This window comes from Rhodococcus sp. X156 (assembly GCF_004006015.1).
In the GTDB taxonomy this organism is placed as follows: Bacteria; Actinomycetota; Actinomycetes; order Mycobacteriales; family Mycobacteriaceae; genus X156.
Window position 1 is genome coordinate 1,527,890 of the sequence record NZ_CP034766.1, and the last position, 13,482, is coordinate 1,541,371.

Below are 13,482 nucleotides of genomic sequence, written 5' to 3' on the forward strand. Positions count from 1 at the left end.
CCTCAGTCACTGGCGGGCCGCACACGAGAAGGAGAACAGGTGAGTCAGAGCAACGAGCCCGGCGAGCACGCGGCGGGATCGCCGGAAACCACCTCGGTGTTCCGCGCCGACTTCCTGGTCGAGATGGAGGGCGCGTCGGGCACCGGCTCGGCCGAGCCGTCGGTGGCCGGGCTCGACTCCCTGCCGGCCGGTTCCGCGTTGCTGGTGGTCAAGCGTGGCCCCAACGCCGGCTCTCGGTTCCTGCTCGACCAGCCGATGACCTCGGCCGGGCGCCACCCGGACAGCGACATCTTCCTCGACGACGTGACGGTCTCTCGCCGGCACGCCGAGTTCCGCCAGGACGGCAGCGACTTCGTGGTCGTCGACGTGGGCAGCCTGAACGGCACCTACGTCAACCGCGAGCCGGTGGACTCCGCGGTGCTGGCCAACGGCGACGAGGTGCAGATCGGCAAGTTCCGCCTGGTCTTCCTGGCCGGACCGCGCCACGCCGCAGACGCTGAGCAGTCAGCCGGCGCAGACGGACAGTGACCGCAGCCGGGCGCGCGCAGCGCGGGGGAGTGTCCATCGGAGTCGTCCTCGACGAGCTCCGGCCGGACTTCCCTGACGTCACCATCTCCAAGATCCGCTTCCTCGAGTCGGAGGGACTGGTCACCCCGCAGCGCACGCCCGCGGGGTACCGCCAGTTCTCGCGTGCCGACTGCGAGCGCCTGCGGTTCGTGCTCACTGCTCAGCGGGACCACTACCTGCCGCTGAAGGTGATCAAGGAGCAGCTCGACGCGATTGACAAGGGCATGGTGCCCGCGCACCCGCTGCGCTCCTCGCGCCCGCTGTCGCTGGCCGACGCCTCGGCCGGGGCCACCGACGCCCTGGTCCAGCGCGAGTCCGGCACGCACGAGGTGCGCATCACCCGCGAGGAGCTGCTGGCGCAGTCCGGCCTGGAGCCGGAGGTGCTGGACGAGCTGCAGCGTGGCGGCGTCCTGCGCACCGGGTCGGCCGGCTTCTACGACGCCGACTCCGTCGAGCTGGCCAAGGCCGCGCAGGCACTGGCTGCGCACGGCATCGAGCCGCGGCACCTGCGGGCCTTCCGGGCCTCGGCAGAACGGGAGGCGGGACTGCTCGCGCAGGTCGCCGCCCCGGTGGCTCGCCGGCGTGACTCCGGGGCCAGCGCCCGCGCGGACGAGCTGGTTCGCGAGCTCACCTCGCTGTCGGTCACGGTGCACGCGATGTTGGTCAAGGTCGCCCTGCGCGACGCGCTGGGCCGTTAGCGCGCAAGACGTTTGGCGCTGTGGCCAATCAACGGACGGCCTCGGCCACGTGCGAGCGGCAAAGCCAAACCCGCCCGTGTAGCGTCAACACTGACGGTGAAACACGCTCCGGGCGTTGTCCCGCTGGAGCGAGAGAGTCAGTCGGAAGGCGGTCACGGTGGGTGAGATGCGGGTCGTCGGTATCCGGGTAGAGCTCCCGGCCAACCAGCCCATCCTGTTGCTGCGGGAGTCCGAGGGTGACCGCTACCTGCCCATCTGGATCGGTCAGGGCGAGGCTGCGGCCATCGCGCTCGAGCAGCAGGGGGTCAAGCCCGCGCGCCCGATGACCCACGACCTGATGAAGGACGTGATCGGCGCCCTGGGTCGCGAGCTGGAGCAGGTCCGGATCACCGACATCCAGGACGGCACCTACTTCGCCGAGCTGGTCTTCGACGGCGACCTGCACGTCTCGGCGCGACCGTCGGACTCGATCGCGCTGGCCCTGCGCAGCGGGGTGCCGATCCACGCCGACGAGGCCGTGCTCAGCGAGGCCGGCCTGCTCATCCCGGACGAGCAGGAGGACGAGGTGGAGAAGTTCAAGGAGTTCCTGGACTCGGTCTCCCCCGAGGACTTCGGCGCCGGCGACAGCTGAGTCCCTTCCTGACAGGGCCGTCGGGTCTCGATTCGATCTCACCCTCAAGTCAAGGTTCACCCTGCCGCGCGTCGCGTTGACCCGGCTTTCGCCCACCCCTACCGTCAACGTGAATGACATCGGTGGGATTCACCCGCCGATGGACGTTGTCTGCTCTGGCCCGTTTCTCCGCGACGTGTCAGACTGGGCAAGCAAGTAGGGAGATTGTCCGTGGTAGATGGACCCGGCCTGATGGCCAGCGGTGGCGGGGACGGCCAGGACGGCCTGTTCCCTGACGACTCCCTGCCCGACGAGCTGGTCGGCTACCGCGTGCCCATCGCCTGCCAGATCGCCGGCATCACCTATCGTCAGCTGGACTACTGGGCCCGCACCTCCCTGGTGGTGCCCTCCATCCGCGGCGCGGCCGGCTCCGGCAGCCAGCGGTTGTACTCCTTCAAGGACATCCTGGTGCTCAAGGTGGTCAAGCGGCTGCTGGACACCGGGGTCTCCCTGCAGAACATCCGCGTCGCCGTCGACCACCTGCGTCGTCGTGGCGTGGCCGACCTGGCCAAGATCACGCTGTTCTCCGACGGCACCACCGTCTACGAGTGCACCTCCGCCGAGGAGGTCGTGGACCTGCTGCAGGGCGGTCAGGGCGTGTTCGGCATCGCCGTCAGCGGTGCGATGCGTGAGCTCAGCGGCACCATCGCCGACTTCCCCGCCGAGCGCGCCGACGGCGGCCAGGTGGAGTCCGCCCCCGAGGACGAGCTCGCCTCGCGCCGCAAGGATCGCGGCAGCCGCAAGACGGGCTAGACTTCCCCCGCGTCGACGTCGCGCGGGAGAGCTTCGGGTGCAGTGCCACGGCCACGGCCAACGGCTCGGCAACCCGGACGCCGAAGGAGCAGCACCTCCCCGTCAACCTCTCAGGCAGCCAGGACCGCGCGGGCTACGACGCCTCTGGAAAGCGGTGGTCAACCACCCGCCCACGGGGAAAGCCTGGCAGCGCTGCCGGGTGAATCTCTCAGGCGCCTTTGCGGGCACGACGACAGAGGGGGAGGGGTCCTGTGCTCGTGCTGCCCCTTGCCGGAGGTCCTCGTGAACCACTCGCTCGCCACCAACGGCGTCGCTGCCGTGCCACCCACCGCGGGGCAGGTTCCCCCGGCGCTGGTCCGGGCCGCGCGCACCTTCGCTGACCGTCACGTCGGTCCGGACGCCCCGTCGCTGGCCCGGATGCTCGAGGTCATCGGCGTGGAGTCCCTGGACGCTCTGGCCGCGGCCGCGGTGCCGGCCAGCATCCTGGAGCCCGCCGGCGCCGGCCTGCAGACCCTGCCCCCGGCGGCCTCGGAGCACGAGGCGCTGGCCGAGCTGGCCGAGCTGGCGCGACGCAACACGGTGACCACCTCGATGATCGGGCTGGGCTACCACGACACGCTCACCCCGCCGGTCATCCTGCGCAACGTGGTGGAGAACCCCGCCTGGTACACCGCGTACACGCCCTACCAGCCGGAGATCAGCCAGGGCCGGCTCGAGGCGCTGCTGAACTTCCAGACCATGGTCACCGACCTCACCGGCATGGAGCTGGCCAACTCCTCCATGCTGGACGAGGCCACCGCGGCCGCCGAGGCGATGACGCTGCTGCGCCGGGCGGGCAAGTCCCGCTCCCCGCGGTTCGTGGTGGACGCCGACGTGCTGCCACAGACCAAGGCGGTGCTGGCCACCCGTGCCGAGCCGCTAGGCATCGAGCTGGTCGAGGTGGACGCCGCCACCGCCGGGCTGCCGGACGGGGAGTTCTTCGGCGTGCTGCTGCAGCTGCCGGGTGCCTCCGGCCGGGTGCTCGACCACACCGCCCTGATCACCGCCGCGCACGAGCGGGGCGCGCTGGTGGCCGTGGCCGCCGACCTGCTGGCGCTGACCCTGCTCACCCCGCCCGGGGAGCAGGGGGCCGACGCCTGCCTGGGCACCAGCCAGCGCTTCGGCGTGCCGATGGGCTACGGCGGCCCGCACGCCGGCTACCTGGCCGTGCGCCAGGGGCTGGCCCGCCAGCTGCCCGGGCGCCTGGTCGGGGTGTCGCGCGACGCCGACGGAGCCTCGGCCTACCGGCTGGCGCTGCAGACGCGCGAGCAGCACATCCGTCGGGAGAAGGCCACCTCCAACATCTGCACCGCACAGGTGCTGCTGGCCGTGGTCGCCGCGATGTACGCCAGCTACCACGGTGCCGACGGGCTGCGGGCCATCGCCACCCGGGTGCACCGCTGCGCCACGGTGCTGGCCCAGGGCCTGCGCGCCGGCGGGGTGACCGTGGTGCACGAGGCGTTCTTCGACACCGTGCTGGCCCAGGTGCCCGGCACCGCCGACGCGGTGGTGGCCGCCGCCCGCACGGCCGGCATCACGCTGCGCCGGGTGGACGCCGACCACGTGGGCATCGCCTGTGACGAGGCCACCACCCCCCAGCACCTGGTCGCGGTGCTGCGCGCCTTCGGCGTGGACGCGCCGGACCTGGCCGGGCTGGACGCCGTCGCGGTGGACGCGCTGCCCGCCGGGCTGCTTCGCACCAGCGAGTACCTCACTCACCCGGCGTTCACCAGCTACCACTCCGAGACGGCGATGCTGCGCTACCTGCGCGAGCTCTCCGACAAGGACGTGGCCCTGGACCGCAGCATGATCCCGCTGGGCAGCTGCACCATGAAGCTCAACGCCACCGCGGAGATGGAGCCGATCACCTGGCCGGAGTTCTCCCGCCTGCACCCCTTCGCGCCGCAGTCCGACGCGGCGGGGCTGCTGGAGATCGTCCGCCAGCTGGAGCAGTGGCTGGTGGACATCACCGGCTACGACGCCGTCAGCCTGCAGCCCAACGCGGGCAGCCAGGGTGAGTACGCCGGCCTGCTGGCCATCCGTGCCTATCACCACAGCCGCGGCGAGACGCAGCGCGACGTCTGCCTGATCCCGTCCTCGGCACACGGCACCAACGCCGCCTCGGCGGTGATGGCCGGCATGCGCGTGGTGGTGGTGGCCTGCAGCGCCGACGGCGACGTGGACCTGGCCGACCTGCGCGCCAAGGCTGAGCAGCACGGGGAGAACCTGGCCGCGATCATGGTCACCTACCCCTCCACCCACGGCGTCTACGAGCACGCCATCCGGGAGATCTGCGCGGTGGTGCACGACCACGGCGGCCAGGTCTACGTGGACGGCGCCAACCTCAACGCGCTGGTGGGCCTGGCCCGACCCGGCCGCTTCGGCGCCGACGTCAGCCACCTGAACCTGCACAAGACCTTCTGCATCCCGCACGGTGGCGGTGGCCCGGGCGTCGGCCCCGTCGGGGTGCGCGCACACCTGACGCCCTTCCTGCCTGGCCACCCGGACGCTCCTGGCCTGGGCTCCGGAGCGGCGATCTCCGCCGCACCCTGGGGCTCGGCGTCGATCCTGCCGATCTCCTGGGCGTACATCCGGATGATGGGCGCCGACGGCCTGCGGCGCGCCACGCTGACCGCCGTGGCGGCCGCCAACTACGTGGCGCGGCGCCTGGACGAGTACTTCCCGGTGCTCTACACCGGTGAGCACGCGATGGTGGCCCACGAGTGCATCCTGGACCTGCGTCCCCTCACCAAGGCGACCGGCGTGACCGTGGACGACGTCGCAAAGCGCTTGGCCGACTACGGCTTCCACGCGCCCACCATGAGCTTCCCGGTGGCCGGCACGCTGATGGTGGAGCCCACCGAGAGCGAGAACCTGGACGAGATCGACCAGTTCTGCGATGCGATGATCGCCATCCGCAGGGAGATCGACCGGGTGGGCTCGGGCGAGTGGCCGGTGGACGACAACCCGCTGCGCGGCGCCCCGCACACCGCGCAGTGCCTGGTGGGGGAGTGGGAGCACCCCTACGACCGGGCCACCGCGGTGTTCCCGGCCCAGCAGCTCGCCGGCGCCGGGGCGCGTCCGCGGCCCAAGGTGTGGCCGCCGGTGCGGCGCATCGACGGTGCCTACGGCGACCGGAACCTGGTCTGCTCCTGCCCGCCGATCTCTGCGTTCAGCAGCTAGGGCACGAGCGTTCAGCCGGCTCTGCGGCCAGTCGCGGGAGCGTGCCGGTCAGCCCAGCAGCGGGGCGAGGGCGCCCGGCAGCTCGGCTGCGGACGAGCGGACCACGGTGCCGCCGGTGCGCGCGGTGATCTCGGTGAGCGCGGCCAGGTCGGGGGTGTCGCCGACGGCCACGACGTCGATGCGCACCGGCCGGGCGGGGTCCTTGGCGGCGTCGATCTTGGCGAGCAGCTGGCGCAGGGTGGCGCGCCCGTCGTCGCGGCCACCGGTGACCACCAGCAGGGAGGTGGCCTGCTCCGGGACGTGGGCCCGCACCGCTGCCTGGTAGGCGTCACCGACGGAGAAGTACAGCGAGGTGCTGGTGCGGGGACTCAGCGCGCCGAGGGTGCCGTCGAGCTGGCGCCGCAGCTCGCTGTCCGGGGCGCCGAGCGTGCCGATGGGCACGTCCACCCGGTAGGGGGCTCCCCGGTCGAGGTTGCCGGAGAAGGTCCACAACGAGAGCCGGCTGGTCTCCGGCAGCTGGCCGATCCGCCCGCGCAGTGCCTCGGTGACCGCGGTCAGCCGGGTGCGGTCGCCCTCCCTGGCCGCCATGGTGCGAGAGATGTCCAGCAGCACGGTGGTCGCTGCCGCGGGTGTGGTGGCGGCGGGAGCGGCGGCCGGGGCGACCGGCGGGGAGGCCGGTGCGGGGGTGGCGAGCAGCGTGCGCAGCGCGGTGCCGGTCGCGGCGTCGGGCGCGGGCAGGGTGGTGGTCAGCGGGGCGAAGGACACCGCGTCGCTGCTGGGCGGCGTGGCGTCGCCGGCCCGGAAGCCGGCCGCGGCCAGGGTCTGCTGCTGCTCCGGCTGTCCGAGGTACTCACCGAAGGCCTCGGCGGCTCGGCTCTGGGTCTCGTCCACCCAGGCGGCCTTCACCCCGACGTAGGGGTAGTCGGCCACCGGGGTGGCGCCGGCGAGGATGACACCGGCGAGCGCCGTGCTGCCGGGCTGCTGCGCGGCGGCGTAGATCTGCTGCTCGGTGGCGGGCACGGCCTGGTACGGGCTGCCCGCCACGGAGCCGAGACCGCGGATCGCGGTGAGAGCAGTGGCCGTGCTGCCCGGCTCCGCACCCGCGGCGCGCAGCAGGCGCAGGGCCTCCTGTGCCTCGGGGCGGGCGAGGGTCTCGGTGGTCACCGCGGCGGTGCCGGTGGCGGCGGTGACCACGCCCTGCACGGCGAGCGCGGTGGCGGTGCTGCTGTCGTTGCCGGTGGGCAGGGCGATGGTGGTGGTGCCCCACTCGGGGTGGCCGTAGCCGGCCCAGCCCTGGGCGCCCTGCAGCCGGGGCAGGTCGGCCCAGCTCACGCCCGCGGTGGTCATGGCCTGCGCGGCCGGCTGCGGCACCGCCAGCAGCACCGGGCTGGTGGCCACGGAGCGGGACTTGCCCAGCAGCGCAGGCTTTGCCGCGGCGAGCTCGGCCGTCCAGGAGCTGTCCTTGGCCACCCACGCCGCCGGTGGTGGGCCCGACCGGGTGGCGTCCCACTCGCCCTGCAGACCGGCGAGCACCTCGTCGTCGGCCGCGGCGTGCACCTGCACCCGGACGCAGTGGTCGCGCACCACCTGGTTGCTGTCGGTGTAGCGGGTGGCCAGCTCGGTCAGCGCGGGGGTGACGGCCAGGTCGGCGGCGACGGTCAGCACCGTCTCACCACTGACGCAGGCGTCCTCGGCCGAGGCGCGCTGGTCGTCGATGCGGTCGCCGACCGACCTCCACCCGAGCACACCGAGCACCAGCACCACGATCACGCCCAGGGCGATGATCGGGCCACGGCTCACGCTGCGTCGCTTGGAATTGTCGCGGTGGCGAGCCACGGAAGAGCCTCCTGCGGTTGGTGGGGGGTTCGGCACACCCTACTAACCACGTTGGGGCAGTTCAGGGCCGGTGCGCGAGGGGAGCACGCGCAACGTTCGGATGCGTTCGCGCGGTGGCGGACTGGTCAGGCGACTCGCTCACGGACGGTCAACAAGGCGTCACAGACCGCGATGAGACGATGACGCAGCGCGGTCGAGCGGTGTGCGAACTCCCGCTGCCGAGCGACGTACTGCGCCTTGCCCTCGGGGGTCTCCACCGGCACGGCGGACAGCCCGTAGGAGGACAGGTCGTAGGGCGAGGCCTGCATGTCCAGGGTGCGCACGTCCGCGGCCAGGGCGAAGCAGTCCAGCGCCAGCTCGCCGGGCACCGCGGGCCCCAGCTTGAGCGCCCACCGGTGGCAGTCCATCGCCGCGTGCAGGCAGCCGGGCTGCTCGTGCTCCACCTGGGTGGCGCGGCTGAGCTGCACCTGGTTAAGCGGTACTGCCGCAGGGGTGAAGAAGCGGAACGCGTCGAAGTGGGTGCACCGCACGGGTGCGGACTCCACCACTGCGTCGGTGCCCGCCTGGCCCAGCCGCAGGGGCAGGGGGTGGCGGTGCTCGTCGCCGCGGTAGGTCATCGCCCACTCGTGCATGCCGAAGCAGCCGGTGAACGCCGGACGTGCCGCGGTGGCGCTGAGGATGCGGTGGATGAACCGCACCGCCTCGCCGCGGTCGGCTAGGTACGCGTCCACGTCGAGGGCGACCACTCCGTCGGCGTCGGTGGCGTACCAGCGCCACTGCGCCTGCGGCGGCTGCTGGTCGGGACCGGGTCGCAGCCCGGTTCCCGCGCCGGGGTGCCAGCGGCGCAGCAGCGTCGGCCGGGTGCCGTAGTAGTCGTAGAGGAAGTCCTCCACCACGTGCTTCTCACCGGCAGCGCGGCGGGCCCGGTGTCCGGCGGTCATGGCGTCGGCCCGCGCGGCGTGCCCCTCGGCCAGCGCGGTCCACCGCGCTGGCGGCAGCACGTGCAGCGGACCAGTGCTCACGGCCGGCGCCCGCTCGTCACGGCTCACCGCGGTGGGTGGCGTCGCGGACGGTGCCGATGAACTCCTCCACCAGGTCCTCCAGCGCCACCACCCCGATCGTGTTGCCGCCGGCGTCCACCGCCCGGCCCAGGTGGCTGGAGGCCCGGCGCAGACCGGCGAGCGCCTCGTCCAGCTCCTGGTTGGCCGGAATGGGCGGCAGCACCCGGATGCGCGAGCGCGGGATGACCGTCTCCGGCCCGGCGTCGTCGTCCATCACCGAGTCGAGCACGTCCTTGACGTGGAGGTAGCCGGAGAGGGTGCCGTCGGGGTTGCGCACCGGGTAGCGGGAGTAGCCGGTCTCGCTGACCGCCTGCTCCAGCGCACCCAGCAGCACGCCGCCCTTGGCCGTCGGCTCCAGGGTGCGCAGGTTCTCCAGCGGGATGAGCACCTCCGTGACGGTGCGCCCGGCGGTGGTGAGCGCCTGGTTCAGCCGGCGGTGCTCCTGGGCGTCCAGCAGCCCCTCCGACCGTGACTCGGCGATCATCCCGGCCAGCTCGCGGGTGGTGTAGGCAGTGTCCAGCTCGTCGGCGGCGTGCACCCCGAACGCGCGCAGCACCGCGTTGGCCATCCAGTTGTAGGCGGCGATCAGCGGGCCGGCCAGGCGCACCCACATGAGCATCACCGGCACCAGCAGCAGCGCGGCCTTCTCCGGCCCGGCGATGGCGATGTTCTTGGGGACCATCTCGCCGAGCAGGATGTGCAGCACCACCACCACGCTCAGGGCGATGGCGAAGCTGATGGCGTGCAGCACCGAGCTGGGAATCCCCAGCGGGTGCAGCGCCCCCTCCAGCACGTGGGCCACTGCCGGTTCCCCGACCCGGCCCAGGGCGATGGAGCAGATGGTGATGCCCAGCTGGGACCCGGCGAGCATGAGGGACAGCTGCTCGCTGGCCCGCATGACCAGGCGGGCGCGCGCGATGCCCTGGTCGGCGAGGGCCTCCAGGCGGTCGCGGCGGGAGCTGATCAGGGCGAACTCCGCGCCGACGAAGAAGGCGTTGAGGGCCAGCAGCAGGACGGCGAGCAGGATGGCGGCGTAGTCAGGCATTCTCGCTCCGCTCGCTGTCGCTGTCGGTGCGGGCGGCCGACGGGCGGACCAGGTCGACCACGTCGACGCGCATCCCGTCCATCCGGCGCACCTCGACCTGCCAGCCGTCGACCCGCACCACGTCGCCCTCCTCGGGGATGCGGCCGAGCTCGGCGAGCACCAGGCCGCCGATCGTCTCGTACTCGCCCTCGGGTGGGTCGAAGTCGGTGGCCTCGGCCACCTCGTCGATGCGCAGCAGCCCGGAGAGCTCCCAGCCGCGCTCGGTGGCCTGCACGTCCCGCTCGGTGGGGTCGTGCTCGTCGCGCACGTCGCCGACGATCTCCTCGATGAGGTCCTCCATGGTGACCATGCCGGCCGTGCCGCCGTACTCGTCCACCACGAACGCGACCTGCATCCCGTCGCCGCGCAGGCGGTCCATCAGGGCGTCGCCGTCCAGGGTGGCGGGCACGGTGGCGACGCGGCGCACGATTCGCTCCAGCGGGGTGTCGTGGCGGCGGTCGTCGGGGATGGTGAAGGCCTGCTTGACGTGCACCACGCCGAGGGGGTCGTCCAGGTCGCCGTTGACCACCGGGAACCGGGAGTGCCCGGTGGCCCGAGCGGCGGCCAGCAGGTCGTCCACGGTGTCGTCGGCGTTCAGGGTGTCGATCCGCACGCGCGGGGTCATCAGCTCGTCGGCGTTGCGCTCGCCGAAGCGCAGCGAGCGGTCGAGCAGGTTCGCGGTGCCCGCGTTGAGGGAGCCGTGCCGGGCGGAGGTGCGCACCAGCGAGCCCAGCTCCTGCGGGGAGCGGGCCGAGCGCAGCTCGTCGGCGGGCTCCACGCCGAACATCCGCACCACCCGGTTGGCGGTGTCGTTGAGCAGGTTGATGACCCACTTGAACACCGCGGAGAAGCCGGCCTGCAGGCCGGCGGTGGCCCGGGCGACGGTGAGGGGCCGGTCAATGGCCAGGTTCTTGGGCACCAGCTCGCCGAAGACCATGGACACCGAGGTGGCGATGAGCAGGGCCAGGGCCAGCGAGATGCCGTCGGCCAGCGGCTCGCCCGCGCCCATGGCCGTGAGCGGCTTGGAGAACAGCCCGGCCAGCACCGGCTCGGCGATGTAGCCGGTGACCAGCGTGGTGATGGTGATGCCCAGCTGAGCCCCGGAGAGCTGGAAGGACAGGGTGCGGTGCGCGTGCTGCACCTGCTTGGCGCGGCGGTCGCCGTGGGAGGCGGCCGCGTCGTCCACGGTGCTGCGCTCCAGCGCGGTCAGGGAGAACTCGGCGGCGACGAACACGGCGGTGCCGGCGGTGAGCGCCAGGAAGCCGATGAGTCCGAGGATGGGGAGCAGAATGTTCATCGCGGGTCACCCGCGACGCGGTGGGCAGCCGGGGGTTGACCCGGCTCCGTACTCGCCCCCTCCGGGGAGGTGTCCGACGACTCGGAGGTGCCAGCCCCCTGTGCGGGGGTGACGGGAACAGCTGTGGCGGACACGACGGTGGTCGTGGGGACGCGGGTAGGCGCCGCAGGCACCGGGGTCCTTCCTCTCGAGGGTCCTGCCCCGGAAGCGAGACAGGAGGTCAGTTCATCGTAACGGGTGGACAGCGAGGTGCGCTCCGTCCAACAGGACGAATCCGGCACAGGCCAGGGAGCGGCTCAGCCCATCCGCTCGGCGACCTCGGGCGGGAAGCCGCCGGTGGCCACGGGGCTCCAGTCGGTGGGGACCACGCGGATCAGCGACTTTCCCTGGGTGGCCATCGCCTGCTTGTACTCCGCCCAGTCGGGGTGCTCGCCGGCGATGGAGCGGTAGTAGTCCACGAACGGTTCGGCCGCCTCGGGCATGTCGAGCACCTCGGCGGTGCCGTAGACCTGCACCCAGGGACCGTTGAAGTCGTCGGAGAGCACGCAGAGGCTGACCTGCGGGTCGCGGCGGGTGTTGGTGGTCTTGGCGCGCTGCGGGTAGGTGGAGATCACGATGCGTCCCTGCTCGTCCACCCCGCACGTCACCGGGGACAGCTGGGGGCGCCCGTCGGCCCGGGTGCAGGCGTAGATCGCCTTGTGCCGGGGGCGGAGGAACTCCAGCAGCTCTGCCCGGGAGACGACGTCAGCGGTCGCGATCTTGGCCATGACGCTCACGCTAGCGGCCGGCGCGGCCCGCTGCCGCGCGGAGGCGACAGCGGGCCGCGCCGGCCGAGCGCGGTCACCAGCCGGCGGGCAGGGGACGGCCCTCGGCGAAGCCGGCGGCGGACTGCACGCCCAGCACCGCCCGCTCGTGCAGCTGCGCCAGGGTGCGGGCCCCGGCGTAGGTGCAGGTGCTGCGCACCCCGGCGGTGATGTGGTCGAGCAGGTCCTCCACCCCGGGGCGCTCGGGGTCCAGGCGCATCCGCGAGCTGGAGATGCCTTCCTCGAAGAGCCCCTTGCGGGCGCGGTCGAAGGCGCTGTCGGCGCTGGTGCGGGCGGCGACCGCCCGCTTGGACGCCATCCCGAAGCTCTCCTTGTACGCGCGGCCGGCCTCGTCGTGGTGCAGGTCGCCGGGGGACTCGTGGGTGCCGGCGAACCAGGAGCCGATCATGACGTTGGCGGCGCCGGCGGCGATGGCCAGCGCCACGTCGCGGGGGTGGCGGACACCGCCGTCCGCCCACACGTGTCCACCCCGCTCGGCGGCGGCGACCGCGCAGTCGGCGACGGCGGAGAACTGCGGCCGTCCCACCCCGGTCATCATCCGGGTGGTGCACATCGCGCCGGGTCCGACGCCGACCTTGACGATGTCCGCGCCCGCCTCGATGAGGTCGACGGTGCCCTGGGCGGAGACCACGTTGCCCGCCACCAGCGGCACCCCCAGGTCGAGGGCGCGCACCGCGCGCAGGGCCTGCAGCATCTTCTCCTGGTGCCCGTGCGCGGTGTCCAGCACCAGCAGGTCGGCGCCGGCCTCCACCAGGGCGCGGCTCTTGGTGGCCACGTCGCCGTTGACGCCCACGGCCGCCGCCACCCGCAGCGCACCGCGGGAGTCCAGGGCGGGGGAGTAGATGCCGGCCCGCAGGGCGCCGGTGCGGGTGAGGATGCCGGCGAGGGTTCCGTCGTCGTGCACCAGCACGGCGAGGGTGGCGCCGGCGGCGTGCAGGGTGTCGAACACCTCGCGGGGGGTGGAGTCCACGCCCACGGTGACGAAGTCGGTGTCGGCGACGTCGGAGAGCCGGGCGAAGCGGTCCACCCCGGCGCACGCGGCCTCGGTGACCACGCCGACGGCCCGGCCGGCCTCCACCACGACCACCGCGCCGTGCGCACGCTTGGGCAGCAGGGCCAGGGCGTCGGAGACCGCGGCGTCGGGCGAGAGCACCACCGGGGTGTCGGCCACCAGGTGGCGGCTCTTGACGAAGCCGATGGTGTCGGCCACCGCCTCGGTGGGCACGTCCTGGGGCAGCACCACCAGACCGCCGCGGCGGGCCACCGTCTCGGCCATCCGCTTGCCGGCCACGGCCGTCATGTTGGCCACCACCACGGGGATGGTGGTCCCGGAGCCGTCCGTGGTGGCCAGGTCGACGTCGAAGCGCGACGCCACCTCGGTGTGGTTGGGCACCAGGAAGACGTCGTCGTAGGTCAGGTCGTAGGGCGGGGGCAGCTCGTGGAGGAATCGCACGTGGCGCAACGGTACCG

Annotated in this window: 10 protein-coding genes, 1 pseudogene and 1 riboswitch; of the genes and pseudogenes, 5 read left to right on the forward strand and 6 right to left on the reverse strand. The window is 72.9% G+C overall.

The genetic code is table 11. From position 1 onward, the window contains the following. Positions 1–39 precede the first annotated feature (39 nt). From garA to gcvP, 5 genes and pseudogenes are all read left to right on the forward strand, one after another. Positions 40–528, forward strand: a complete 489-nt coding sequence (garA, locus tag ELX43_RS07230) for a glycogen accumulation regulator GarA (RefSeq protein ID WP_241249820.1) — start codon at positions 40–42, stop codon at positions 526–528. Beyond that, positions 525–1,265, forward strand: a complete 741-nt coding sequence (locus tag ELX43_RS07235) for a MerR family transcriptional regulator (protein ID WP_127782774.1) — start codon at positions 525–527, stop codon at positions 1,263–1,265. Before garA ends, ELX43_RS07235 begins: the two co-directional genes overlap by 4 nt. A gap of 157 nt (positions 1,266–1,422) precedes the next feature. Further along, positions 1,423–1,896 (forward strand): bifunctional nuclease family protein, encoded by a 474-nt coding sequence (locus ELX43_RS07240; RefSeq protein ID WP_127782775.1) that lies wholly within the window; start codon positions 1,423–1,425, stop codon positions 1,894–1,896. Positions 1,897–2,157: 261 nt separating this feature from the next. After that, positions 2,158–2,688: pseudogene (locus ELX43_RS07245) on the forward strand (MerR family transcriptional regulator); the annotation flags it as partial. Positions 2,689–2,822: 134 nt separating this feature from the next. After that, a riboswitch (glycine riboswitch) is annotated at positions 2,823–2,934 on the forward strand. A 171-nt stretch (positions 2,935–3,105) separates the two neighbouring features. Continuing rightward, positions 3,106–5,910 carry an aminomethyl-transferring glycine dehydrogenase gene (gcvP, locus tag ELX43_RS07250; protein ID WP_241249880.1) on the forward strand — a complete coding sequence of 935 codons (2,805 nt, stop codon included), beginning with the start codon at positions 3,106–3,108 and terminating at the stop codon, positions 5,908–5,910. Positions 5,911–5,958: 48 nt separating this feature from the next. On the opposite strand, the gene ELX43_RS07255 is transcribed toward gcvP, so the two are convergent. From ELX43_RS07255 to ELX43_RS07280, 6 genes are all read right to left on the reverse strand, one after another. Next, positions 5,959–7,710, reverse strand: coding sequence for a substrate-binding domain-containing protein (locus ELX43_RS07255; protein ID WP_164860600.1), 1,752 nt, complete (start codon positions 7,708–7,710; stop codon positions 5,959–5,961). A gap of 161 nt (positions 7,711–7,871) precedes the next feature. Further along, on the reverse strand, positions 7,872–8,768 hold the full coding sequence (locus tag ELX43_RS07260) for a 3-methyladenine DNA glycosylase (protein WP_127782777.1): 897 nt from the start codon (positions 8,766–8,768) through the stop codon (positions 7,872–7,874). Between the two features lie 16 nt (positions 8,769–8,784). Further along, positions 8,785–9,852, reverse strand: a complete 1,068-nt coding sequence (locus ELX43_RS07265; protein WP_127782778.1) for a hemolysin family protein — start codon at positions 9,850–9,852, stop codon at positions 8,785–8,787. Beyond that, positions 9,845–11,188 carry a hemolysin family protein gene (locus ELX43_RS07270; RefSeq protein ID WP_127782779.1) on the reverse strand — a complete coding sequence of 448 codons (1,344 nt, stop codon included), beginning with the start codon at positions 11,186–11,188 and terminating at the stop codon, positions 9,845–9,847. The genes ELX43_RS07265 and ELX43_RS07270 overlap by 8 nt, the downstream gene beginning before the upstream one ends. 296 nt (positions 11,189–11,484) lie before the next feature. After that, entirely contained in the window at positions 11,485–11,955 is a 471-nt protein-coding gene (locus tag ELX43_RS07275; RefSeq protein ID WP_127782780.1) for a PPOX class F420-dependent oxidoreductase, read from the reverse strand. Between the two features lie 73 nt (positions 11,956–12,028). After that, positions 12,029–13,465: a GuaB1 family IMP dehydrogenase-related protein gene (locus tag ELX43_RS07280; RefSeq protein ID WP_127782781.1), complete on the reverse strand. Its 1,437-nt coding sequence runs from the start codon at positions 13,463–13,465 to the stop codon at positions 12,029–12,031. Positions 13,466–13,482 lie beyond the last annotated feature (17 nt).

Bases quoted from the DNA above. Each gene is read 5' to 3' on its own strand.
- gcvP (WP_241249880.1), top strand. From the start codon at position 3,106: ATGCTCGAGGTCATCGGCGTGGAGTCCCTGGACGCTCTGGCCGCGGCC.
- ELX43_RS07270 (WP_127782779.1), bottom strand. From the start codon at position 11,188: ATGAACATTCTGCTCCCCATCCTCGGACTCATCGGCTTCCTGGCGCTC.
- ELX43_RS07265 (WP_127782778.1), bottom strand. From the start codon at position 9,852: ATGCCTGACTACGCCGCCATCCTGCTCGCCGTCCTGCTGCTGGCCCTC.
- ELX43_RS07275 (WP_127782780.1), bottom strand. From the start codon at position 11,955: ATGGCCAAGATCGCGACCGCTGACGTCGTCTCCCGGGCAGAGCTGCTG.